Genomic DNA, 23,031 nt, shown 5'->3' with positions numbered 1-23,031 from the left:
TAATAACAAAAATTGTAGCATAAAAAACGCCACTGATATCAATGGATAACAGTGGCGTTAGTGTAGCGCTTGTACGTAACTAAATCAGATTACTGATTAGTACATACGAGTGGTACGAATAGTTTCGCGTTGTAATTTCTTTTTATAACGCTTTACGGCAGCTGCTTTTTTGCGCTTGCGTACTTGCGTTGGTTTTTCATAAAACTCACGCTTACGTACGTCTGATAATACGCCAGCTTTTTCACAAGCACGTTTGAAACGACGGATAGCGATATCTACTGGTTCGTTTTCTTTAACCTTAACTGCAGGCATGAAGACTCCTCGATTAGGATGAGATATAAGGGCATTAGTTTGGCTGTGTATTAGTATTTAGCCGTAATATCTCAAGATTACAGGCATCAGCTCAAACTAGGACAATTCTTGCGCATTAGCACAAGGGCAGGTATTTTAATAAAAAATACCAACAAAGTCAACGATTTTAATGGTTTATTGTCTATATGTTATTTGCTTAGATGAGTATTTCAGCGCAACTGTCTTGCTTTAGATTGAGTCAGGGCACAAAATTTACCGTGAATAAAAAGTCCCTACAGTCTATAACGGTTTGGTTGGAGTTTATGCTATGATAATTTCCATATTATAGGGTCTGTTTGATATTCAAATATTAGGGCTGCTGATGGCTAAAGTTACCCCAAACTAGGCGAAAACCGACGATAATGTCGAGACCTTAGCTAGGTTTTCAGCAACGGTTGGAGTAATTTTAGCATCAGCCTTGAGAACGGATCGAGCAAAGCACTGCTTTGCCCGTTCGCAAGGCAAGAGCTGTGCTTGAGTGGAGGGCAGGGCTATTTTTTGCCAATATATGGCGAAATGGTTTAACCTAGAATGACTAGGCTTCAACAATTTCACTGCATATTGTCTAAAAAATAGTGACTGCCAGCACCACGTTTGAATATCAAATAGACCCTAGTAAGCATATGAACCGTTTTGTGTGTATTTTATTGAGGATGTTGGCATGAAAAAAACAGTATTAAGTACGGTGTTGAGCACAGCGTTTATCGTTGCTTTGGGTGCGAGCGTAAGCGCTTGTGGTGGCGACAAAGAGCATGAAGTATATGCAAAAGATCGCGTTGATGAAGCAGCGGCACTTGCGATCAAAAATGGCCCACCTGCTGAAGAAATGGAGTTTCCAGAAACCGCCCCGATGCCAGCTGCGGATATGACTGCAGATGGTACGGCAGTCGATGGTGCTACTACTCCTGAAGCCGGTATGGCTGACACTGATATGGCAGAAGCAACGGCTACCGATAGTGCTGATACAGCCGCTGCTCCGACTACTGACAGCACTGATATGGCTACTGAAGATGCAGCGGCAGCCACTGCTGAATAAGTTAGTGCTGAACGAACTCTTAGACAGTCATTAGTAGTATAGGCAAGTATTTTGAGCTTATATATTGCATTATTAGCCGATTACAGACTTATTAAGTAAGGGTAAAACCATGATTGATATACAATCGTATATGAAGAAACTGAGATTGTCTGTAATCAGTATGAGCGTGATACTCGCAATGAGTGCTTGTAGTGGCGATAACACGGCCACTGAAGAGACTATAGCAGCCAATGAACCTGCTGATATTGCCGTTGAAGAAACAGTCGTAGCAGAACCTGAAATCACGACGCCTGAGCCTGTGATTGAAGCAGAAACAGAGTCTACCGACATGATGGTTGAAGAAGCGGTAGCACCTGAAACTGCTGCTGAGCCTGAAGTGCTGGCTGCTGATACTGGTGCTAAACTGTATGAGTCAAACTGTCAGGTTTGTCATGCTGCTGGCTTGCTCAATGCGCCAAAATATGGCGATACGGCAGCTTGGGCGGCTCGTCTGACCAAGGATAAAGAAACGCTGTATAGTCACTCCGCTAAAGGCTTTAATAAGATGCCAGCGCAAGCGGTAAATGGCGTCACTGAAGCGCAAGTCCATGCAGCGGTTGATTATATGCTAGCATCTGTGAGCTAATGAGGCTTAATGGCATATATTAGCCATTGAAATTTGTTAAACTGACCGTCATTGTGACTGACAATGGCGGTTTTTTTATGCCTATTTTTTATTGATATCAACCTTAACGAATATGACTGACTGTGCGAAAATCATTTGTTGAACTAGGGCGTGTCATCAATTAGCACATGAATACATTTAGTGGTCTTAAAATGGCTAAATTTAGCCAAACATCGTCAGAAATCTTGTCAATATGTTCATATTTACGGCAATTTCTTCCTTGTTTGGCTGCAATTTTCCTCATTTTAAGTCTCACAATCTAAATGATGACACGCCCTAGAAATAGTATTTGGCTTATTTTATTCGCTATTCAAATTCCTAAAGTGATGTAAGATAAAAAAACGGCAAAAAGCAGCTCGAAAACAAAGGTATAAAGGCAAAAGTATGAAGGTATTGGGTTTAGAGACCTCTTGTGATGAGACGGGACTGGCGATTTTTGATAGTGAGAAAATGAACAGTGACAATCAAGGTCTGGTTGGACAGGTATTGTATTCACAGATAGAGCTGCATGCACTCTACGGCGGCGTTGTACCTGAGCTTGCCAGCCGTGATCATATTCGCAAGCTGGTGCCTTTGCTTAATGAGTTGCTCGAGCAGTGCGACGTCAAGAAAAGCGAGATTGATGCTATTGCTTATACCAAAGGCCCCGGGCTTATTGGTGCTTTAATGACGGGTGCATTGTTTGGACGCAGCTTGGCGTATGGCTTAGACATTCCTGCGATTGGTATCCATCATATGGAAGGTCATCTGTTGGCACCGCTCATGGGTGCAAACCCTCCAGCTTTTCCTTTTGTCTCGCTCTTAGTGTCTGGTGGGCATACTTTGCTTATCGCCGCACGTGGTGTGGGTCAGTATGAGATATTGGGCGAATCGATAGATGATGCGGCAGGTGAGTGCTTTGATAAAGCCGCCAAAATGTTGGGCTTACCTTATCCTGGTGGTCCCAATATTGCCAAACTGGCAGAGACTGGCAACCCAAATGCTTACAGTTTACCAAGACCGATGTTACATCGTGGTTTGGATTTTTCCTTTAGCGGTATGAAAACGGCCGTGCATAACCTAATCAAAGACACGCCATGCTCAGGTGGTTCGGGTAATGTCTCGGATAGCGACCCACAAGTTCGCGCGGATATCGCTGCCAGTTTCCAACACGCGATGGTCGATACACTGGTGAAAAAATCCATCAAAGCGCTCAAGCAAGCAGAGATGAACCGTTTGGTGATTGCGGGTGGTGTCAGCGCCAATACCCATTTGCGCGAGACATTAGAAGCTGAGCTAGCCAAAATAAACGCAACTGTCCATTATGCACCGCCAGCATTATGTACGGACAATGGTGCGATGATTGCTTATGCCGGTTACGAGCGCCTGCAAGCGGGACAGTCAGATGATTTGGCGGTGAGCTGCGTGCCGCGTTGGCCGATGACAGAGCTACCAGCGGTTTAAAGGTGACTTTCTCAATACGCTATTCGTTAACCTTTATTAAGCCTAAGGATGATCTATGCAGTGGATTGCGATTGGTTTAGGCGCCGCACTGGGCGCGTGTTTGCGAGGCTGGCTTGCGCGCTTTAATCCGCTGCATCATTGGATACCACTAGGTACGTTGGGCGCTAATGTGTTGGGCGGCTTGTTAATAGGGCTCGCTCTAGTGTGGTTCGGGCGGATGGGTAGCGGCTTGTCTGACAATGTGAGACTGTTCGTAATCACTGGTTTTTTGGGTGGGCTGACAACGTTTAGCACTTTTAGCGCGGAGGTCTTCACCTTTATTAATGACGGCCGTTTGCTGGCAGGATTAGCGCTCATCGGTTTACATGTGGGACTGACATTATTGGCAACGGCGCTTGGCTTTTATTTGTTTAAGCTGATTTTGTAACCTTCGATAGATATTACTCACTTAATGGTCTGATTTGAGTAGTTCTTTTATTGCAGTCTATTTTAAGTGATCTATTAATTGGTTTTTGGCACCTTTTAGGTGGTTCCGATAGGGTATAGCTATTTAAAACTAAAAAATTTTATTAATATTTGACGCCTTTCTTCTTTTTATGTATTCATTATAAATAGCAACTTGCTCTGCATGTTTATCAAAATAGAAATCGAAAAAAGCTCTTTGAGCAAAGCATTTTGGAGTTATGTTGTATTCTTCTTCAAAATTTCTCCATATAAAACCTTCTTCATCCTCATGAGTTTCATCACTATCATCAAAGTTAAATTGATATATGTAATCTTTAGGGATACTGGGGTCTAGAATTTTAAAGATACGTTTATCACATAATCCTGGTTCTCCTTCATCGTTTTCGATACGATAAGATGTCCTTTGAATCTCTATAACCTCATATACTTTTTCGTGACTAAGACGAACATTTCCAATAAGTTTTCTATAAAACTCATCACATTCATCAATATCTCTTAACTTAACTTTCATAAAGTCTCCCAATGCCTTAAGGCTTTAAAGTAAAGTGTATTATGCCACTACAAAGGAGTAATCAAAAAACCATCGAGCTAGGCTCAGTAAGTACACCATGAAGTACACTGTGACTATCTCAGCAAGTTAAAACGTTGATACCACTAACCTAAAACCGAAGCTTCAAGTCCTCACTAGGGAACCGTCATTTACCATAATGCTCGTCATAACGTAAGAGAGCGGACGATATTTCTTAACTGGAATAATTTAGTAAATAGCGAAATATTAAACCGGCTTTACTATTCCTTGTAGCAAACTCGCAAACCCTTGCATATAAGCGGTATCTTGGCTTGACGTGCGTGTCGCTGCATACAGCTGGCAATGCACACCATCACCCAGCGGTCGCGAGACGACCCAACCTTTTTTCTCATATTCAGCAACGACCCAATCAGGTAAGGCCGCCACACCGCGTTCACTAGCAACCAGCTGAATCAGCATCGCAGTCAGCTCTGTCGTACGAATACTATCAAAACTGACCTGAGCTGGCGTCATAAAATTGGCAATGATATCGAGACGCTTGGCCTCTACCGGATAGGCAATCAAGGTCTCTTCAGTCAAATCAGTCGGCTCAATAAGCTTCCGCACCGCCAAATCATGCGTTGGTGATAGCACCAAGCGACTCTCATACTCAAACAACGGCTGATAGCTGATGCCCTCTATCGGTAAATCACTGGTGGTAATGAGTAGATCAATATCACCTTCTATTAATAAATGATGCGGCTCAGGCTCAAAACCCGTCGCAAAATCCAGCTCGACATCTGACCATTCGCGGCGATAATGATTGAGTATCGGCATTAGCCAATCAAAGCAGCTGTGACACTCGGATGCTAGGCGTAATCTACCTGCTTGACCGTGTGCCAAGCGTTTCAGATTAGATTTGGTACGGGTAACCTGCGGCATAATGCTGTCTGCCAATGCCAATACCGTCTTGCCAGCTGGTGTAAAAGTCAGCGGACGCGTGCGGCGATTGACCAAGCTAATATCGTAATAATTCTCTAGCTCTTTTAGCTGATGCGAGACCGCAGAAGCTGTCACATGCAGCTCATCGGCAGCCGCAGCAAGTGAACCATGCGCTCGTAATGCAGTTAACGTATTAAGATGGCGGAGCTCTAGCATAAGACAACCTGCCTGCTAAGTTGAGAAAAATTCATTATAGTACATATGTTACTGACTTTCATTCATAGCGTATGATTAATGAGCCATCGACAGCTAGCGCTTGCGTAACAGTAGCTGTGAGATAATGACCAATATCAAAGAAGCGACTAATAATAGTGTACCAATAGCATTAACTTCTGGCTTGAGTCCTACCCGTACCATCGAGTAAATTCGGAGTGGTAATATCTCATAGCTAGGGCCCGTGACAAAGGTTGAAACCACGACGTCATCTAGCGATAAGGTAAAGGCGAGCAACCAACCTGCCATTACTGCTGGCAAAATAACGGGAATCAGCACGGTACGTACCATCGTCGATTCATTGGCGCCCAAGTCGCGCGCCGCTTCCATCAAGCGCTCATCCAAGCTGCTTAAGCGTGCAAAGACAGTAATGACGACAAACGGCAGGCAAAAAGTAATGTGCGCCAATAGCAGTGAGACAAAGCCCAACTGCAAACCGATTAGTAGGAACAGCGCCAATAATGAGATAGCGAGTACAATCTCAGGTGACATCATCAGGACAAATAGTAGACCATTTAATAAGCCTTTACCGCGAAAGTTATAGCGGTGTAAGGCTAGGGCAGTGAGTGTTCCTATCAAAGTCGAGACAGTCGCGGCAACCAATCCCAATACAATAGAGTGCCAAAATGCATCGAGCATGGCTTGGTTATTAAATAGTGATTCGTACCACTTTAAGCTAAAGCCATCCCAGTTGTAGCCGATTTTTGACTTGTTAAAAGACATCACGACTAGGACGATAATGGGCAGATATAGCAAGGCATAAATCAGCCCGAGATAGCCTTTGGCGGCGATACTGCCAATCTTAAGCGTACGAGTTTTTTTATTCGGTGATCTATAAGACATTAGGCCACCTCATTAAAGTCAGTCTTGCCAATGCGGCGACTACTGGCACGATAGGCGAGTAATAATACCGCCATCGCTAGGGTCAATAATACGCTTGCCGCTGCGCCAAACGGCCAATCACGCGCATCCAAAAATTGGTTTTTGATAATATTACCAACCAGTAAATTGCGCGAGCCGCCCAAAATATCGGCCACATAGAACATACCCATCGCTGGCAATAACACCAACAGTACCCCAGAGATAATCCCTGGTGTTGTGAGTGGTAGCACCACATGCCAAAAGGTCTGCCTTCTCGATGCACCCAAATCTTGCGACGCGAGTAGCATGTCATTGCGCAAGTCAGTAAAGACCGCATACAACGGCAATACCATAAAAGGAAATAACAAATAGGTCAGTCCCGCTATGACCGCGCCTTGCGTGTATAAAATATCAATAGGAGTATCAATCACACCTATCGCTAGCAAGAATTTATTAATCAAACCATTATTAGCAAACAATAACTTGAGAGCATAAGTGCGTACTAGAGAGTTCGTCCAAAACGGCAATATCAATAGCATCATGAGCAGCGGCTGCCAGCGAGTTTTGGCTTTAGAGACCAACCACGCAAAAGGATAACCAAGCAGCAAGCAGATAACCGTGGTGATACTTGCCATCCATAATGAATGGACAAACACCTCAAAATACAACGGATCAATTATGCGTACATAGCTGTCGATGCTGACTGGCAAGCTGATAAAAGCGCTGCTATCGCGGGTCAAAAAGCTAACAGCGATGACTAGAATATTGGGTAATAAGGCAAAAATAAGCAACCAACCCCAAATCAACCACAGCGTTGCGGTACGAAAAGGACTTTTGCTGCCCAAATTGAAACGGCTAGTACGTGCCATTAGCTGACATCCTTTTGCACAGACATGCCTTGATGTTCGCTTGAGTTGGCGGTTGAATGGTCAATTGAGGGATCAAGTGAATTGTCATCTGGTAGCACCCATTCCCAGCCATCAACCCATGAGACCTTGACCGCTTCATTCAATTTATAATCAAAGCTTGGATCATCTTCATCAAAGAATTCAGAAGCCTTGATAATATGACCGTTTGCCAATTCAATAATAGAGTCTAAAGTGCTGCCTTTATAGTTACTTTCAATCACTCGGCCAAACAGTCCAGTATGGACATCATCATTAGGATCATAAATTCGCAAATCTTCAGGCCGCAGTAGTAAATTGACGATGTCGCCTACTTGCACATCATTGGCAAAATCAGGACGACGTAAATTACGTAACGTCGTTGGGCCGTCTTGCACTTGTGCCTCACAGACTTCGACTTCGATACGTCCGTTGGTGACTTTGCCATCACGATCTGGTTGGTCAGCGTAGACGCCTTTGACTTCTGCTTTGAATAGATTGGTCTCACCGATAAATTTGGCAGTAAATAAATTCGCGGGCGTTTCATAAATCTCGATAGGTGTGCCGATTTGCTGAAAGGTGCCGTCTTTCATCACCGCAATACGGTCTGACATCGATAGTGCTTCTTCTTGGTCATGGGTGACGAAGACAAAAGTAATGCCCAGCTCACGCTGTAGCCGTTTAAGCTCAGACTGCATTTGCAAACGCAACTTGTGGTCGAGCGCCGATAGTGGCTCATCAAGTAACAATAATTTAGGACGATTAATGACCGCCCGTGCGATGGCAACACGCTGCTGCTGACCACCAGATAAATCCTGCGGTTTGCGATTGGCGAGATGCTCTAATTGCACCATTGCTAGCATCTCGCTCACGCGCGTTTTAATCTCATCTTTAGGCACTTTTTTAATTTTAAGACCATAAGCCACGTTTTGCGCGACGGTCATATGCGGAAACAAGGCATACTGCTGAAACACCGTATTGACCGGACGCTTATCCGCTGGCAAGCCTGACATCTGCACGCCATCTAGATAGATAGCACCAGCATTTGGCTGCTCAAAACCGGCAATCAAGCGTAGCAATGTCGTCTTGCCGCAGCCTGACGGGCCAAGCAAGGTCAAAAACTCACCATGCTTGATGTCGAGATTGATGTCTTTGAGTACTTCGGTTTGGTCATAGGTTTTTTTTATACCAGTCAGTTGCAGCAGTACCGTGTCGATTGATGCCGCAGCTTGGTGCGTGTTTGAAGGTGATTCGGTCATAAGGTTGGTTCCTAAGTATCCAACATCTCAGTACAGCTATACGTCTAAAGCACTGCCTTCAAGGTGGTTTGGTATGAGGATAAACGATGGGTATCAATAGGGTTCGGTTGCTGCGTATTATAACAAACCTTGGATATAAGTCAGTGCCAGTTCGTTATAAGTTAGCGATGCTACTTTATCGTAAAATAAAATTTTACCAAACATCGTCAAATAGCTGGTTAATATCCCGAGATTATCCATGCTATTTTTCTCACTTGATGGCAATTTATCTCATTTTTATAATCGTCTTTGAAATGAAGACACGCCCTAGCGAGATTAAAAGCGATTTTTTTATTATTTTTCTGCTTTTATTCCTATACAATCATTTGGTGGCTAAGAAATAAAATGAGCCGGCTGTGTATGGCAAAATGCTTAGGGCGTGTCTTCAATTCACTCGATAGTCATTTAAATGGGCTAAAAATGGCTAAATCTTGCCAAACATCGTCAAATAGCTGGTTAATATCCCGATATTATCTGCGCTATTTTTCTTGTTTGACGGCAATTTATCTCATTTTTATCACCATTTTTGAAATGAAGACACGCCCTAGCCAAGCCATGGTCAAAAACAGAGATTTATTATTCCAATCATTTGATAATCAAGGACCCTTTATGCCTAATGATACTCGTCCACAAACAGGTCTAGAAGCACTCGAACTACTAAGAGACGGTAATGCGCGCTACGTTGATAGCCTCACCAGTACCGATGAGTATATGCAGCGCCGTCCAGAGTTGGTCAAGGATCAAAATCCATTGGCTATTATTTTGGGTTGCTCAGATGCACGAGTACCAGTCGAGATTGTTTTTGATCAAGGTTTGGGAGATTTGTTCGTTATACGAGTTGCGGGTAACGTGGTTGCACCATCGCAGATTGGTTCAATTGAGTTTGCAGCCGAAGCCTTTGGCACGCAATTGGTAGTGGTACTTGGACACTCAAAATGCGGCGCTGTCACGGCTTGCGTTGAAACATTGATTAACCCTGAGCAGAATTATTCACCTAACTTGCAATCTATCGTTGATCGTATTCGCCCAAGTGTCTACAACCTTCATGAGCTCGCCACTGCCAATGGGCAAGATGTCGATGCTGATGAACTGGTCGATCGCTCGATACGTGCCAACGTGCGCATGTCGGTCAGTCAGCTCAAGCATGGTTCGCGAGCGTTAGAGGATTTGACCAGCAGTGGTCAGTTATTGGTCGTTGGTGCAGAGTATGATTTAGAGACAGGAAAAGTACGATTTTTGGATAGCTAATAGTTATTTTTTTATTAATAAAGTCGCGCCTACCTTACTCTTATTTGATGTATGGTTTGTGCGGCTACACCGAGTTATTTCATATAAATATCCCTATTGATTGACTGTATAGACTATCAGCTCTTACAAAACCCTATCACTAGTCCCGCGATTTTTTATTATGATGAGAGTGTCAAGCCAATCATGACAACCATAATTTTCTGGTCTTTCAATATTAATAACTCTTCAACTATTAGGATAAACATGTCTACTTCAGTGTCCCATTCAGAAAATGTGCATAATGAAGCAATGGTCGCGCAGCCCGCAAACAGTGTTAAAGCTGATGGTGTGCAGTCGATTGCCGCACAAACCACTGGCTTTACTTTTAACCATACGATGCTACGCGTGAAAGACCCTGCAAAATCATTAGCGTTTTATACTGGTGTTCTTGGTATGACCTTGTTGGCGGTAAAAAAGTTCCCTGACATGGGTTTTGATTTATACTTTTTAGCCCAGTTAACTGAGAGTGAGCGGGACAATTTGCCCGCTGGTGACGACTTAGAAATATTTGCGTTTCGTCAACGTGGAATTTTAGAATTGACCCATAATTACGGTACTGAGACAAAGGCTGACTTCAGCTATCATGATGGCAATGGCGAACCACAAGGCTTTGGTCATATTTGCTTTAGCGTACCGAGTTTAGATGAGGCCGTTGCTTGGTTTGATAAAAATGATGTCGAATTCAAAAAACGTCCAGAAGAGGGTAGTATGAAAAACATCGCCTTTATCAAAGACGTCGACGGCTACTGGATTGAAATCGTACAAGCAGATTTGATGCGCTAGATGTTAGACAGTTAAAAAATATAAGCATTAATGAATAAAAAAGTTCAATAATTTAAGGAGTAATCCCTGCATGCCCAGCCCTGAGGCAAACCCTACTACTGCTGCTCCAGCGACGATTAACTCAGCGACAACGACTGATGTTTTTACTTATCAAAGTATTATTGATTCGGCGAATGGAATATTTATCGGCTTTGTTGAGCGTATTCCGTACTTTGTAGCGTCGATTATCGTTGTTCTGATTTTTTGGTTTCTATCAATCGTCTTCAAAAAAATCGTCTACAAATTGCTGGGTAGTCGTAGTCGGCATCAGAACTTGGTCAAAGTGTTTCAACGGGTAGGCGGCGCGCTGATTATTTTTATTGGCTTTATGATTGCCATGGTGATCGCCGTACCAGGATTTACGCCTGCCAAGCTGATTGGCGCCCTCGGTATTGGTTCGGTCGCGATTGGTTTTGCTTTCAAAGATATTTTTCAAAACTTACTATCGGGTATTTTGCTACTCATCTCGGAGCCATTTCGTATTGGCGATCAGATCGTTTCTGGTGAATATGAGGGTACAGTTGAGGATATTAAAATCCGTGCAACTACCATCAAGACTTATGATGGTCGACAAGTCGTTATCCCAAACTCAGACTTATATACCTCAGCATTGACGGTCAATACCGCCTACAAACAGCGTCGTTTACAAGTGGCGGTCGGCATTGGTTATGAAGATGATATCGAAGCGGCGAAAGCTGAGATTATGCAGGCATTGGATAAAGTGGATAGTGTTTCCACTAAATCTAAGCCAAGCGTGATTGCAACGGGATTTGGCGGATCGTCTATGGATCTGATGGTGCGCTGGTTTATTGAAGATGGTACACAGGCCAATAAAGTTGCCTCTATTCATCAAGTGATCGTAGAAATTAAGAAAGCCCTTGATGCAGCAGGCGTGAATATTCCTTTCCCGATACGTACCATCGATTTGAGTGACCCCTCCGTGAAAGCGATTGTCAATAAAATCAATGAGCAACAAAATGAGCAACAAGCTATTGATGTTAATAAAGCCGCGACAGAGTAGTTGAACTGATGAGGCAATTTTGTTGGTTCGATAGACTCGCCAAATCTATTGCGTAAGTAAGCGATCTCTCAAACGACCTTAAAAAAACCGCCATATCAAAGGATACGGCGGTTTTTTTACTATCAATCAACGGGTATTTATTCAGTTTTAGCTCTAAAATCTGTATGACATGATTTGCAGCTTGCACCAACTTGACCAAAGGCTGGTTTAACGTCATCCATGCTAGTGGCAGTTTGTGCGGTAGCGCTTAGCTCAGCGGTGACTTTTTGGAAATTATCGGCTTCTGCACGGAACTCATCCGCATTAGACCAAACCGCTTCAGTAGCATTACCTACCGCTTCTGGATCTTCAAAATGACTCCAAGGCTTAGCGGCATCTTCTGCCAAGAACGCCGCTTGCTCTTTAAATACTTCAGAATCAAAGGTGTCAGGTGCTTTTGCCATATCACCCATGACGCCCATTGCATCGCCCCAGTTTTTCATGGTGTCTTGACGCGCTTGCACGTCAGGGTTAGATTCTGTTGAGGTGCTACAGGCCGTTAGACTCAGTGCAGCTGCCATCAAAGTAATGCTAACCAGAGATTTGAAAGATTTGTTGGTATAAACCTGTGCCATATGACTTACTCCTTTAAACTTGGCTAATAGTAAGCGCGATTACAAACGCTCGCTTTGTCGTAAAATATAGTTATACAAAATACTGCCTAAAATTCTTTTGAGCACAGTTGCTAATAAAGAATGCCTTCTATTGTAACGGTTATCTGGGCGATGGGAATTATATAGTTGTTATATCCTCGTAATATTTTAAATAAGCATAACTTAACTTGGTTATGGTTGGCTTTGACGATTGTATGGTAGTTACACAACATATTTTTTACAATAACGACGAGAGAGTGGGTTGTTTAAACAGTACGAACAATAAAAAAGGCCAGCGATAGTAGCTGGCCTTCTTAATACTCTCAAAAAGTATGAATGCCGTGATATTTACAACACCTATAGCGCTAACCATTCACGCGGTTTTAAATAAAAGTCGGTTAACTCAAACTCAGGTGTGCTAGGTTCCGGCTCGAATCGATAATGCCAGCTGGCAAGCGGCGGCATACTGACTAGAATTGATTCAATACGTCCATTACTCTGTAGCCCAAATAGCGTGCCACGATCGTAGACCAGATTATACTCGACGTAGCGACCACGACGATAGAGTTGAAACTCACGCTGCGCTTCGGTATAAGGCGTCTCTTTACGAGCTTCAAAGATCGGCAAAATGCCGTCAAGATAACCATTGCCGACTGCCTGCATAAAGTTAAAACAAGTCTCAAAATCCCAGCCACGGCTGTCAGTATTGACATCATCATAGAATAGACCACCGATACCGCGTTGCTCATCACGATGCCGCAAATGGAAATACTCATCGCACCATTGTTTAAAGTCAGCGTAGACAGTGTCGCCAAAGGGCGCGCATAGGTCGTGACAGACTTGGTGCCAATGGATACAGTCGGCTAATACTGGATAGAACGGGGTCAAATCAAACCCACCACCAAACCACCAGATGGGCGCTTCGCCCTCGGCTTCGGCGATGAACAAGCGTACGTTGGCATGACTGGTAGGGACATTGGGATTTTTGGGGTGAACAACCAATGACACACCCATGGCTTGTGCTTTGCGACCTGCAATATCGGGGTGACGCGCGGTGGCTGAGGCGGGCAGGTTATGGACATGAATATGGCTAAACATGACTCCCGCTTTTTCAATCACCTCACCGTCTGCCAATACACAGGACCTACCACCGCCGCCTTCAGGACGCTCCCAATCGTCGGGAACAAAAGTTGCCGTACCTCCACCGTCGCGCTCTTGTGCTTCTAACGCTTGGCAAATACGCGCTTGCAAATCGACTAAAAACGCACGCACGCGCGTGATATCATCGCTGGTCGGAGTGACTGTTTTCTTCGATTCCGGTTTCTTCGATTCCGGTTTCTTCGATTCTAGGTTCTTCGATTCTAGGTTCTTCGATTCTAGGTTCTTCGATTCTAGGTTTGCAAAGTCTGTAGTTAAGGGGTTTGCATTGTTGTCTAAATTTTGATTGTTCATAAAAATATCTATTTATTCAGGTGTATTGCGGTATTGAATTCTTTATCGAGTAAATGTCCCATACGATCACGCTTGGTGGCCAGATAGTCTGCATTCATGTCATTAACACCAACGACCAATGGTACGCGCTCCACGACATCGATACCATGGGCAGTCAAATAAGCAACTTTGTCTGGATTATTGGTGATCAGTCTCACCGCATCAACGCCCACATGGGCGAGCATCGGGCTGCACATATCATAAACGCGCGCGTCAGCAGGCAAGCCTAACATCAGATTGGCATCTAAGGTATCATGCCCTTGATCTTGCAGCGCATAGGCACGGATTTTATTGGTCAGCCCAATGCCGCGACCTTCTTGGCGCAGGTAAAGAATTGCCCCGTAACCGGTTTCTTGTATCGCTTGCATCGCTGTATTAAGCTGGGGGCCACAGTCACACTTCAATGAACTAAATGCATCACCGGTCAAGCATTCAGAGTGAATACGCACCAATGGGATAGGTCGTTCTGCTAGCGTGTCCTGCTTTTGCGTCAAGACACCGACAGCGTCTTTATTTTGCTCAACCACAGACAGACCGACCGTCAGCATCACATGCTCTTGACCGTCTTCATTTTCAAAGATATGAATATCAAACTCGCCGTGACGAGTAGGTAGTGTGGCGCTGGTGATAAATTGATATGACATTAATGTCCTACATGAGCCGATCATCGAGGCGGTAGCGGATTTTGGCATAGCCATATTATTATGGTTAAGAGGTTATCAGTATAACCAGTTCGTGAATACAACGTGTTTATAGCGCTTATTATAAAAACACACAAAGTTCACAGACGACGCACGATGATTAAAGCGACAATTAAAAAATAATGCTATTATGCCATACTATTTTAACGGATACAGTGACAAGTCTTTGCCCTTACATTACTATGTCGTCACTAACGTCTGATATTGATGCCAGACAATGAGGCATAATAGCAATACTTGGTGTCACAGCGTTAAGACCATCGTCGTCTATTATGGCGGCGTACTTATTGCTATGCGTCATTATATAAGCGATGAGCGCTATCAGTAATTTTATAGTCAATGACATCCATCATGGTGTCGTGATTATTGCTATTATTAACGCCACTATTATTAACGCCACTTAGTTATTGATAACCATAGTAATATTCTAGGGTAATCCCTTGTCAGCAGATTGGTAGGTATCGTACGGTTTATGCAGCAGTCACCTTATTCCCCACAGTCTCAGTCAGTATCTGCGTCAGCCATAGAGTCTGCTGCTAAGCTATCCAGTCTGCAACAGACGTATGCAGTGATTCCACGTGTGCGTCCTCATACACCGCTACTCGATGCGATCAATACGCCCTCTGATCTGAAAAAATTTACTACCGCGCAGCTTATTAATTTGGCTGATGAATTGCGGCTTTTTTTATTGTATTCAGCTGGTCAGAGTGGCGGACATTTCGGTGCAAATTTGGGGGTGGTTGAGCTGACGATTGCGCTGCATTACTTATTAGATGCGCCGCAAGATCAGATCGTTTGGGATGTGGGTCACCAAGCTTATGCGCATAAAGTACTGACAGGTCGCCGCGATAAGCTCGGAACGATTCGTTCGAAAGACGGTTTGACCGCTTTTCCTGAGCGTGCTGAGTCAGCTTACGATACGTTCGGCGTTGGGCATTCATCGACTTCCATTTCAGCTGGTCTAGGCATGAGTCTGGCGCTACGTTACCAAGGTCGCGCGCAAACCGTGGCTTGTATTATTGGTGACGGTGCGATGACCGGTGGTATGGCTTTTGAAGCCATGAATGATGCAGTGCAACAAGATGCTGATCTGTTGGTTATTTTAAATGACAACGATATGTCGATATCTTGCTCTATCGGCGGCTTTTCACGGCATTTAGCCATGCTGTGGGAATCAGGCTATCAAGTTGATATCTCTGATGCAGGCAAGCCAGTGCTATGCCAGCGCCCTGATATGCAAGCGTTTGACCGCCGTAAACGCCATAAAGAAATGCGCGATGTGCCGCAGCTAGAAGACAATTTATTCAAAGCAATTGGCTTTACTTACTTTGGTCCCTTTGACGGACATAATGTGCCTGAGCTGCTACGAGTATTGTCGCTTGCCAAGCAAGTAAAAGGTCCGGTGTTAGTCCATATTTATACCACTAAAGGCAAAGGTTTTGCGCCAGCTGAATTAGATCCAGTTGGCTATCATGCTATCGGTAAATTGCCTATTGAAGATGATGAAGCAAAATCTACAGAAGGCAAAGTTTCAGCAACTAATATTCCAAAAGCTGACATTCCAAAAACTAGGCCTGCCTTAAAGTACTCGCAAGTATTCGGTCAGTTCTTATGTGATAAAGCGGCGGCAGACGATAAGTTGTTGGCTATTACGCCTGCTATGGAAGAAGGCTCGGGGATGATCGACTTTGCTCATCATTTCCCAACGCGTTTTTTTGATGTTGCTATCGCTGAACAACATGCGGTGACGCTGGCCGCTGGTATGGCGACCCAAGGCGTTAAACCTATCGTGGCGATTTATTCGACGTTCTTGCAACGTGGTTACGATCAGCTGATTCATGATGTGGCGTTGCAAAACCTTGATGTGACCTTTGCTATCGATCGCGCGGGTCTGGTTGGTGAAGACGGCGCTACTCATGCAGGCGTGTTTGATTTTGCCTTTTTACGCTGCGTGCCCAACATGCTGATTGCCGCGCCAAAAGATGAGAACGAATGCTATCATTTGCTCAATACCTGTTATGAGTACCAAGGCTGTACAGCCGTACGCTATCCGCGCGGTGTCGGTACTGGGGCTATTATTACTCAGCCAGCACAAACTTATAACATCGGCGAAGCAGTGGTAGAAGCGGTATTAGGTAACGACAATGCGCCTAAAAAACTGGCGCTACTGGCATTTGGCACGATGGTTGCGACGGCTCAGCAAGCAGCGCAAGCTATCACCAATGATGATTCAGAACTAAATGCAGAGCCAGACTGTCAGGTGCATGTGGTCAATATGCGCTGGGTAAAACCGTTAGATACTAAATTGCTCGAAACCTTAATTGAGCAAGGTATCACGCATATCGCGACCTTAGAAGAGCATATGACGATGGGCGGCGCGGGTAGTGCAGTCAATGAGTATTTGCTTAACGAATCGCTAGCCTTTAAAAATAGTCGTCCGGCTGTCTGTAATATTGGCATCCCTGATCGCTTTATCGCGCATGGTTCACAAGCTGAGCAATGGGCTGATTGTGGTTTAGATGTCCAAGGCGTGGTTGGCCAACTACAAAACTTATTATCGTAAAATGTTTTGATAACGACCTGTTTAAGTAAAAAAACAGATAGCTTGATCAATAGATATAACGCCTACTTAGCCGTGGGTGCTGACTTTTTTACAACTTGCGCAGTTCGTGACGACCACCAAAATAATGGTTGGTTTTGTGAGCGTAATGGTTTTTTCGTTTTTATCGAACAATTTTAGTATAATGCGGTTGTCGTTTATAAGTTTTTATTTATAAAAGACACGTTTTTAAATCGCATAGATGTGGTGTGATGCGGCTAGTCTAATTGGCATGTTGTGGGCACAAAGTTAGTCTTATTTTTATATTCATTCATCAAGCAAATAGGTTATTTATGGAACCCATGGTCGTCATCGCAGCACGTACTGCTGAAAAAGTTGGTAAAGAGATTTTATATGCGCATCAAAACCGCCACAAAATCGAATTGGACATCGAGTCAAAAGGACTTGATGGATTGGTCACACGTATTGATCGTTTCAGTGAAGAGCTGACGATTGAGACGCTAAAAGCCAGCTATCCAAACCATTCGTTTTTGGGTGAAGAGTTTGGTATGCAAGAAGGTCGCGGCGAAGACGCTGACTGGTGCTGGATTATCGATCCGCTCGATGGCACCAAAAACTTCGTTCATGGCGTACCACAGTTCTGCGTATCGATTGCTGTACAGCATAAAGGCGTCACTCAACATGGCGTGGTCTATGATCCAGTCCGTGATGAGATGTTCTCTGCTAGCCGCGGTAAAGGCGCGCGCTTGAACAATCGCCGTATGCAAGTGAGCGAACGCAAAACGCTTGACGGTGGTCTATTTACTACGGGTCATCCACTTGAGCGTAAGCGCAATGGTGAGATTGTTTCTTATGCGAAAGAGCATTTTGAAAGCCTACAGAAAGTCTCTGAAGCGGGCGGTCAAATTCGTCGTTTAGGCTCAGCGGCACTTGATTTATGCTATGTGGCCGCTGGTCGTTTCGATGGTTATTTTGAGATGTCTATCAAGCCGTGGGACATCGCTGCTGGTGAGCTTATCGTCACTGAGGCGCGTGGTGTCGTCGTCGATCATACTGGTGCACACGACTCAATGACTTCAGGCTCTATCTTTGCGTGCAACATCAAACTGCTAAAACCACTGATGCAAGTGGTCGTCCCAATATGGGGTGACGCGGTATAGTAAATCATCGATAAACTTGTGATGGCGTGATATGTGCTCAAATGATGAGTCAGTAATATTGTATTCCTAGCCTTCAAGTTTTCGACATAAAAAAGCTGGCGCCATCATGGTGCCAGCTTTTTTATTGCGTAATAGCTTACATTTTTTATTGCTAAAATACTTTATTAACTTACCGCTACAGTCTTGGCCTCGCTAATACCTTCTAATAAGATTAGCTCTTCTTCAAGTAACCCTAGCATGTCTTGAACGTGCGGTAGCAGCTTGCTACAAGCAGTAATACAAAATTCGATCTTATCTTGATAGCTAGAAAGCGTGATATTCAGCGCTTGTCCATCAACGATAATGGAGGCTGGATATAGTGCTTTTAGCGGTGCGCCATTCCAATATAATGGTTTTTTAGAGCCGGGCACATTTGAGATAATGAGGTTAAACGCCTGCTTTCTAGGGAATAAACCCGTCAGTACGTTGATGCCTTCCCACGCATAAGCGATCGCGCTATAGTTGATAATTTGCGCTTTATTCATGCGCCTAAAGCGACGTTTACCACTATTCATACTCTTATAAATCAATTGTAGACGTTTGGCTGGGTCGTCTAAGTGCGTGCCCAAATTTGCCATCAAAAATGAAATCTGATTGCCCGATGCACTTTCATCGCAACGTAAAGACATAGGTACAAAGCCGATCAATGGCTTAGTCGGCAAGGCGTTCATGGAGAGCAAGTAACGACGCAGCGCGCCTGCACAGACAGCCAATACCACGTCATTGACGTTAACTTCAAATGCATCAGCGATGACACGAAAGCGCTGCATATCATAAGATTGAGCGGCAATACGCCGTGAGGCTGAGATACGTTGGTTGAGAATACTCATGGGTGCATCAAAGGTACCGACATAACCTTCATCATCACCATGCTTAAAGTTGTCGAGCAGTTCGGTAAAGACGGGCTTAATGGTAGATAATTGCTCTTTTAAGATACTGGTTATAGAGCGGTCAGCGGGTAATAACTTATCCACTGACTTACGATGACGTGCTATCAATGACCATATCGGTAAACTGACAGGCTCAGTGGGGGACTGTGATAAGGATTTTTCGACCAGACGCATGGCTGCAACACCATCGACTAATGAATGATGGATTTTGAAATATAAGGCAAAACGTTCAGGTCTACCCTCGGATTCAGGCAAAATACCTTCGATAATATGACATTCCCACAAAGGCATGGCGCGATCTAGCAAACGGCTATGCTCTTTCGAGATATACATAAGCAGTTCACGAACACGCCCGGGCTTGGGCAGCGCGACATGGCGGAAATGATGCTCCACATCGAACTCTTCATCTTCTTTCCAAAACAACAGTCTGTCTAGTACTTGGTTGAAAGGAAAGCTTGGGGGTACTGTAGCGGTTTGCATCTGCTGCACGAGCTGATTGACAAAGTCACCATCCTCATTTTGCCCATCCTGTGGTAACTCGAATAAGAACAATCCTCCCACGTGCATGGGTTGTTTACGCGACTCAAGAAGTAAGAATAACTGGTCAACAGCGGTGAGTAGTCGCATAATAAATCCTTTTATGGCGATAAGTTTTCAATAAAAGATATATGGTCTGCCCATTATAAAATCGCTACAGCGACAACCTCGTAAGCCATACTAAGTAAGGTATCGCTTACACTCAGTCTTATTGTATCGATACTATTGTGGACTGACCATCATCAATAAGTGGCTATTTGGATGGCTACTAAAACCATGATTTAATAAAATGTCATGGCACCCATCAGCGTTATGTGGTTTCTATCTTATTAGTTTATCACTGGTTTTTCATCAAAAATATGTATTAAAAACGCTATGCCAACCAGCAACCCAGCCGACAGCTACTGGAAAAAATAGCCTGTTTGCGGTGAGCTGGCAGTGGCCATTTTGCGCATCGGCATACGACCAGCTAAGAAAGCCTGACGTCCTGCCCACACAGCGTGCTTCATCGCATGAGCCATCATCACTGGGTTTTGAGCATTGGCAATCGCTGAGTTCATCAACACGCCATCGCAGCCAAGCTCCATAGCAATCGCTGCGTCAGAAGCCGTGCCGACACCCGCATCAACCAACACGGGCACTTTTGCATTTTCGATAATGAGACTAAGGGTGTGGCGATTGAGCAAACCAAGACCCGAGCCAATCAAACTACCAAGCGGCATGATCGCCACGCAGCCCATGCTTTCAAGCTCTTGCGCGACAATTGGATCGTCCGAGGTATAAACCATGACTTCAAAGCCGTCATCAATTAGCACTCTTGCGGCTTTTAAGGTTTCCATGATATTAGGATAAAGGGTTTTTTCATCACCCAACACTTCCAGCTTAACCAGATTGTGTCCACCCAATAATTCGCGAGCAAGCTTGCAAGTACGAATCGCGGTTTCAGCGTCAAAACAGCCCGCAGTGTTGGGCAAAATGGTGTATTTATCAGGGGAGATCACATCAAGCAAGTTGGGCTCGTCACTATTCTGACCGATGTTGGTGCGGCGAATGGCGACGGTGACAATTTCTGCTTCTGAGGCACCAATGGCAGCCCCTGTCTCAGTCATATCTTTATATTTGCCTGTACCGACCAACAGTCGCGACGAAAATGTACGACTACCGACAGTGAAGGTGTCTTGGGAAAGTGGCATAGGGATGGTAGCAGTGGAAGCCTGTGACATAACTGAGAATCCTAATAGCGAGGGTGCAGGGTTGGACAAAAAAATAGCGTTAACAATGTAAGCCGTTAAGAAGCGAGTGTTAATCACTAGTTATTAATTAATAGCCGTTAACTCGTAGTTAGTAATTACTGACTGGCTAATTACTAACTGGCTAATTACTAACTAATAGTAACGCATTGTCAGCAAAATAAGAAATCACATGGTAGTCTTATTGAGTATAAAACGGTTAGCAAATAAGCCAGCCACATAAAATGCTACTCGCTCAAAACAAAATGCTATTATAACAAACTCATGCGCGCTTACTTGCAGTCTTTTTTGCTTTAGTCAATTAGGTGCACAATGCCTTTGTGAAGCATGAAAAGGCTTTTATTTCTGACGTTATGTCTATTTATCAGGTCGACTATATGATGCAACTGCCGTACAGTTTTGCCAAACGCCATCAACTCTTGGTCATTCTTGCTATTGATCCTGAGCTGCCACCGACTTTAGTGCTGACCAAAGCCACGCCGTTGTCAGCGATTAATGAGGCGGTGCGTTTTTTACAGCAGCAGGGCATACGTGGTGTGCCGACTTACGAAAGCGTCAGCGCCGATGACTTTGAAAGACGCATGAATGCCGCTTATGCAGGCAATACGGGCGAATCACAGCATATCGCTGCTGGGCTTGAAGATCATCCTGACCTCGATAGTTTAGCGGATAGCGTACCTGAAACTGAAGACTTGATGGATCAGCAAGACGATGCGCCTATTATTCGGCTGATCAATGCGTTGCTGTCCGAAGCGATTCGCCTCAACGCCTCAGATATTCATATCGAAACCTTTGAAAAACGTCTGGTTGTGCGCTTTCGCGTCGATGGCGAGTTAAAAGAAATCATCACCCCAAAACGCCAGTTGGCACCGCTATTGGTCTCGCGTATTAAGGTCATGGCAAAGCTCGATATCGCTGAGAAGCGCGTACCACAAGATGGGCGTATCAGTTTGCGTTTAGCAGGACGAGAAGTAGATGTGCGGGTATCGACCTTGCCATCGAGCTTTGGTGAGCGGGTCGTGATGCGTCTGCTCGATAAACAAGCGGGTCGCCTTAACATGACCTATTTGGGGCTCTCTGATAATGATTATAGCGAGCTCAAACGCTTAATTCATCGTCCCCATGGCATTATTTTGGTCACAGGGCCGACAGGTTCGGGTAAAACCACCACGCTATACTCAGCCTTAACTGACCTCAACGATCAAACCCGTAATATCTTGACCGCAGAAGATCCGATTGAATTTCAGCTCGATGGTATTGGGCAGACACAAGTCAATAATAAAGTTGATATGACCTTTGCCAAGAGTCTGCGCGCGATGTTGCGTCAAGATCCCGATGTGGTGATGGTTGGTGAGATTCGCGATTTAGAGACCGCTGAAATCGCAGTACAAGCGTCGTTAACAGGGCATTTGGTATTATCAACCTTGCACACCAATACTGCCATCGGTGCGGTGACACGCTTGCAAGATATGGGTGTAGAGCCATTTTTATTATCCTCATCGCTCATCGGTGTGGTCGCCCAGCGTTTGGTACGTACGCTGTGTACGCATTGTCACACGTGGCAGCCTGCTGATAGCGAACAGGCAAAATTGTTTACAGAAATTGGCATACCGTTGGGTGTTGAAGGTTTGGCAGCTGAGGTCATCAATTTACCCAAACCAGTGGGCTGCGATAAATGTAATCAATCGGGTTTTAAAGGTCGTACCGCGATATATGAGGTCGTTCCCGTTGACGACACCTTGCGACGGATGATTCATAGTAATACGGCGGAGTACGAGCTAGAAGAATACGCACGCCAGCAGACACCATCGATACGTGCTGATGGGTTGCGTAAAGTCATTGCAGGCAGGACAACGTTAGAAGAAGTGTTGCGAGTGACCAAAGAAAGCGCACTCACTGATGATATGATTGTATAA

General features: G+C 44.5%; 21 protein-coding genes. 10 read left to right on the top strand and 11 right to left on the bottom strand.

All coding sequences use genetic code 11. The features are described from left to right. Positions 1-96 precede the first annotated feature (96 nt). Entirely contained in the window at positions 97-312 is a 216-nt protein-coding gene (rpsU, locus tag RH96_RS00415) for a 30S ribosomal protein S21 (protein ID WP_010195908.1), read from the bottom strand. Positions 313-1,012: 700 nt separating this feature from the next. Here rpsU and RH96_RS00410 point away from each other — a divergent pair. The 4 genes from RH96_RS00410 (at position 1,013) to crcB (ending at position 3,921) form a co-directional block, all read left to right on the top strand. Then, the gene (locus tag RH96_RS00410; RefSeq protein WP_010195897.1) at positions 1,013-1,387 is read left to right on the top strand and encodes a hypothetical protein; all 375 of its coding nucleotides are present in this window, start codon (positions 1,013-1,015) and stop codon (positions 1,385-1,387) included. Between the two features lie 109 nt (positions 1,388-1,496). Beyond that, the gene (locus RH96_RS00405; protein ID WP_010195895.1) at positions 1,497-2,012 is read left to right on the top strand and encodes a c-type cytochrome; all 516 of its coding nucleotides are present in this window, start codon (positions 1,497-1,499) and stop codon (positions 2,010-2,012) included. Positions 2,013-2,435: 423 nt separating this feature from the next. Then, positions 2,436-3,494 carry a tRNA (adenosine(37)-N6)-threonylcarbamoyltransferase complex transferase subunit TsaD gene (gene tsaD / locus RH96_RS00400; RefSeq protein ID WP_010195893.1) on the top strand — a complete coding sequence of 353 codons (1,059 nt, stop codon included), beginning with the start codon at positions 2,436-2,438 and terminating at the stop codon, positions 3,492-3,494. Positions 3,495-3,549: 55 nt separating this feature from the next. Next, complete coding sequence (gene crcB, locus RH96_RS00395; protein WP_010195891.1) at positions 3,550-3,921, top strand: fluoride efflux transporter CrcB; 372 nt, start codon at positions 3,550-3,552, stop codon at positions 3,919-3,921. A gap of 129 nt (positions 3,922-4,050) precedes the next feature. On the opposite strand, the gene RH96_RS00390 is transcribed toward crcB, so the two are convergent. The 5 genes from RH96_RS00390 to potA all read right to left on the bottom strand — a co-directional run bounded on the left by RH96_RS00390 (position 4,051) and on the right by potA (position 8,686). Continuing rightward, positions 4,051-4,470, bottom strand: a complete 420-nt coding sequence (locus tag RH96_RS00390) for a hypothetical protein (RefSeq protein WP_010195888.1) — start codon at positions 4,468-4,470, stop codon at positions 4,051-4,053. A gap of 264 nt (positions 4,471-4,734) precedes the next feature. Beyond that, positions 4,735-5,625, bottom strand: a complete 891-nt coding sequence (locus RH96_RS00385; protein WP_010195886.1) for a LysR family transcriptional regulator — start codon at positions 5,623-5,625, stop codon at positions 4,735-4,737. 93 nt (positions 5,626-5,718) lie between these two features. Beyond that, a complete protein-coding gene (gene potC / locus RH96_RS00380; RefSeq protein WP_010195885.1) occupies positions 5,719-6,525 on the bottom strand; it encodes a spermidine/putrescine ABC transporter permease PotC in 807 nt (268 codons plus the stop codon). Then, the gene (gene potB / locus RH96_RS00375; protein ID WP_010195883.1) at positions 6,525-7,412 is read right to left on the bottom strand and encodes a spermidine/putrescine ABC transporter permease PotB; all 888 of its coding nucleotides are present in this window, start codon (positions 7,410-7,412) and stop codon (positions 6,525-6,527) included. The genes potC and potB overlap by 1 nt, the downstream gene beginning before the upstream one ends. After that, positions 7,412-8,686 (bottom strand): spermidine/putrescine ABC transporter ATP-binding protein PotA, encoded by a 1,275-nt coding sequence (gene potA / locus RH96_RS00370; RefSeq protein WP_010195880.1) that lies wholly within the window; start codon positions 8,684-8,686, stop codon positions 7,412-7,414. Before potA ends, potB begins: the two co-directional genes overlap by 1 nt. A 648-nt stretch (positions 8,687-9,334) precedes the next feature. Here potA and RH96_RS00365 point away from each other — a divergent pair. The 3 genes from RH96_RS00365 to RH96_RS00355 all read left to right on the top strand — a co-directional run bounded on the left by RH96_RS00365 (position 9,335) and on the right by RH96_RS00355 (position 11,855). Further along, complete coding sequence (locus RH96_RS00365) at positions 9,335-9,973, top strand: carbonic anhydrase (protein WP_026037038.1); 639 nt, start codon at positions 9,335-9,337, stop codon at positions 9,971-9,973. A 243-nt stretch (positions 9,974-10,216) separates the two neighbouring features. Then, positions 10,217-10,795, top strand: coding sequence for a lactoylglutathione lyase (gene gloA / locus RH96_RS00360; RefSeq protein WP_010195877.1), 579 nt, complete (start codon positions 10,217-10,219; stop codon positions 10,793-10,795). Positions 10,796-10,865: 70 nt separating this feature from the next. Then, positions 10,866-11,855 carry a mechanosensitive ion channel family protein gene (locus RH96_RS00355; RefSeq protein ID WP_010195874.1) on the top strand — a complete coding sequence of 330 codons (990 nt, stop codon included), beginning with the start codon at positions 10,866-10,868 and terminating at the stop codon, positions 11,853-11,855. Between the two features lie 137 nt (positions 11,856-11,992). On the opposite strand, the gene RH96_RS00350 is transcribed toward RH96_RS00355, so the two are convergent. The 3 genes from RH96_RS00350 to ribA all read right to left on the bottom strand — a co-directional run bounded on the left by RH96_RS00350 (position 11,993) and on the right by ribA (position 14,622). Further along, on the bottom strand, positions 11,993-12,469 hold the full coding sequence (locus RH96_RS00350) for a c-type cytochrome (RefSeq protein WP_010195862.1): 477 nt from the start codon (positions 12,467-12,469) through the stop codon (positions 11,993-11,995). A 375-nt stretch (positions 12,470-12,844) separates the two neighbouring features. Continuing rightward, positions 12,845-13,939, bottom strand: coding sequence for an oxygen-dependent coproporphyrinogen oxidase (hemF, locus tag RH96_RS00345; protein WP_081501559.1), 1,095 nt, complete (start codon positions 13,937-13,939; stop codon positions 12,845-12,847). An 8-nt stretch (positions 13,940-13,947) separates the two neighbouring features. Beyond that, the gene (ribA, locus tag RH96_RS00340) at positions 13,948-14,622 is read right to left on the bottom strand and encodes a GTP cyclohydrolase II (protein ID WP_010195859.1); all 675 of its coding nucleotides are present in this window, start codon (positions 14,620-14,622) and stop codon (positions 13,948-13,950) included. A 529-nt stretch (positions 14,623-15,151) separates the two neighbouring features. Between ribA and dxs the strand changes: the two genes are divergently transcribed. Together dxs and RH96_RS00330 are read left to right on the top strand one after the other, a co-directional pair. Continuing rightward, positions 15,152-17,242: a 1-deoxy-D-xylulose-5-phosphate synthase gene (gene dxs, locus RH96_RS00335; protein WP_010195857.1), complete on the top strand. Its 2,091-nt coding sequence runs from the start codon at positions 15,152-15,154 to the stop codon at positions 17,240-17,242. A gap of 329 nt (positions 17,243-17,571) precedes the next feature. Beyond that, positions 17,572-18,399: an inositol monophosphatase family protein gene (locus tag RH96_RS00330; RefSeq protein ID WP_010195855.1), complete on the top strand. Its 828-nt coding sequence runs from the start codon at positions 17,572-17,574 to the stop codon at positions 18,397-18,399. 164 nt (positions 18,400-18,563) lie between these two features. Here RH96_RS00330 and RH96_RS00325 read toward each other — a convergent pair whose 3' ends face one another. Both RH96_RS00325 and RH96_RS00320 read right to left on the bottom strand, forming a co-directional pair. Continuing rightward, the gene (locus RH96_RS00325; RefSeq protein ID WP_010195853.1) at positions 18,564-19,955 is read right to left on the bottom strand and encodes a WS/DGAT/MGAT family O-acyltransferase; all 1,392 of its coding nucleotides are present in this window, start codon (positions 19,953-19,955) and stop codon (positions 18,564-18,566) included. Positions 19,956-20,266: 311 nt separating this feature from the next. Continuing rightward, positions 20,267-21,088 carry a thiazole synthase gene (locus RH96_RS00320; RefSeq protein WP_010195851.1) on the bottom strand — a complete coding sequence of 274 codons (822 nt, stop codon included), beginning with the start codon at positions 21,086-21,088 and terminating at the stop codon, positions 20,267-20,269. Positions 21,089-21,492: 404 nt separating this feature from the next. Between RH96_RS00320 and gspE the strand changes: the two genes are divergently transcribed. Continuing rightward, the gene (gene gspE, locus RH96_RS00315; RefSeq protein WP_026037034.1) at positions 21,493-23,031 is read left to right on the top strand and encodes a type II secretion system ATPase GspE; all 1,539 of its coding nucleotides are present in this window, start codon (positions 21,493-21,495) and stop codon (positions 23,029-23,031) included.

This window comes from Psychrobacter sp. PAMC 21119, assembly GCF_000247495.1.
GTDB classification, from domain to species: domain Bacteria; phylum Pseudomonadota; class Gammaproteobacteria; order Pseudomonadales; family Moraxellaceae; genus Psychrobacter; species Psychrobacter glaciei.
This window is presented reverse-complemented; position numbering and strand designations above follow the sequence as displayed.

Excerpts from the sequence above, each read along its gene's own strand:
- ribA (WP_010195859.1), bottom strand. The coding sequence starts at position 14,622 with ATGTCATATCAATTTATCACCAGCGCCACACTACCTACTCGTCACGGC.
- potA (WP_010195880.1), bottom strand. The coding sequence starts at position 8,686 with ATGACCGAATCACCTTCAAACACGCACCAAGCTGCGGCATCAATCGAC.
- potB (WP_010195883.1), bottom strand. The coding sequence starts at position 7,412 with ATGGCACGTACTAGCCGTTTCAATTTGGGCAGCAAAAGTCCTTTTCGT.
- RH96_RS00385 (WP_010195886.1), bottom strand. The coding sequence starts at position 5,625 with ATGCTAGAGCTCCGCCATCTTAATACGTTAACTGCATTACGAGCGCAT.
- RH96_RS00365 (WP_026037038.1), top strand. The coding sequence starts at position 9,335 with ATGCCTAATGATACTCGTCCACAAACAGGTCTAGAAGCACTCGAACTA.
- RH96_RS00350 (WP_010195862.1), bottom strand. The coding sequence starts at position 12,469 with ATGGCACAGGTTTATACCAACAAATCTTTCAAATCTCTGGTTAGCATT.
- tsaD (WP_010195893.1), top strand. The coding sequence starts at position 2,436 with ATGAAGGTATTGGGTTTAGAGACCTCTTGTGATGAGACGGGACTGGCG.
- RH96_RS00325 (WP_010195853.1), bottom strand. The coding sequence starts at position 19,955 with ATGCGACTACTCACCGCTGTTGACCAGTTATTCTTACTTCTTGAGTCG.
- RH96_RS00405 (WP_010195895.1), top strand. The coding sequence starts at position 1,497 with ATGATTGATATACAATCGTATATGAAGAAACTGAGATTGTCTGTAATC.
- rpsU (WP_010195908.1), bottom strand. The coding sequence starts at position 312 with ATGCCTGCAGTTAAGGTTAAAGAAAACGAACCAGTAGATATCGCTATC.
- gspE (WP_026037034.1), top strand. The coding sequence starts at position 21,493 with ATGATGCAACTGCCGTACAGTTTTGCCAAACGCCATCAACTCTTGGTC.
- crcB (WP_010195891.1), top strand. The coding sequence starts at position 3,550 with ATGCAGTGGATTGCGATTGGTTTAGGCGCCGCACTGGGCGCGTGTTTG.
- dxs (WP_010195857.1), top strand. The coding sequence starts at position 15,152 with ATGCAGCAGTCACCTTATTCCCCACAGTCTCAGTCAGTATCTGCGTCA.
- RH96_RS00410 (WP_010195897.1), top strand. The coding sequence starts at position 1,013 with ATGAAAAAAACAGTATTAAGTACGGTGTTGAGCACAGCGTTTATCGTT.
- gloA (WP_010195877.1), top strand. The coding sequence starts at position 10,217 with ATGTCTACTTCAGTGTCCCATTCAGAAAATGTGCATAATGAAGCAATG.
- RH96_RS00390 (WP_010195888.1), bottom strand. The coding sequence starts at position 4,470 with ATGAAAGTTAAGTTAAGAGATATTGATGAATGTGATGAGTTTTATAGA.
- RH96_RS00355 (WP_010195874.1), top strand. The coding sequence starts at position 10,866 with ATGCCCAGCCCTGAGGCAAACCCTACTACTGCTGCTCCAGCGACGATT.
- potC (WP_010195885.1), bottom strand. The coding sequence starts at position 6,525 with ATGTCTTATAGATCACCGAATAAAAAAACTCGTACGCTTAAGATTGGC.
- hemF (WP_081501559.1), bottom strand. The coding sequence starts at position 13,939 with ATGAACAATCAAAATTTAGACAACAATGCAAACCCCTTAACTACAGAC.
- RH96_RS00320 (WP_010195851.1), bottom strand. The coding sequence starts at position 21,088 with ATGTCACAGGCTTCCACTGCTACCATCCCTATGCCACTTTCCCAAGAC.
- RH96_RS00330 (WP_010195855.1), top strand. The coding sequence starts at position 17,572 with ATGGAACCCATGGTCGTCATCGCAGCACGTACTGCTGAAAAAGTTGGT.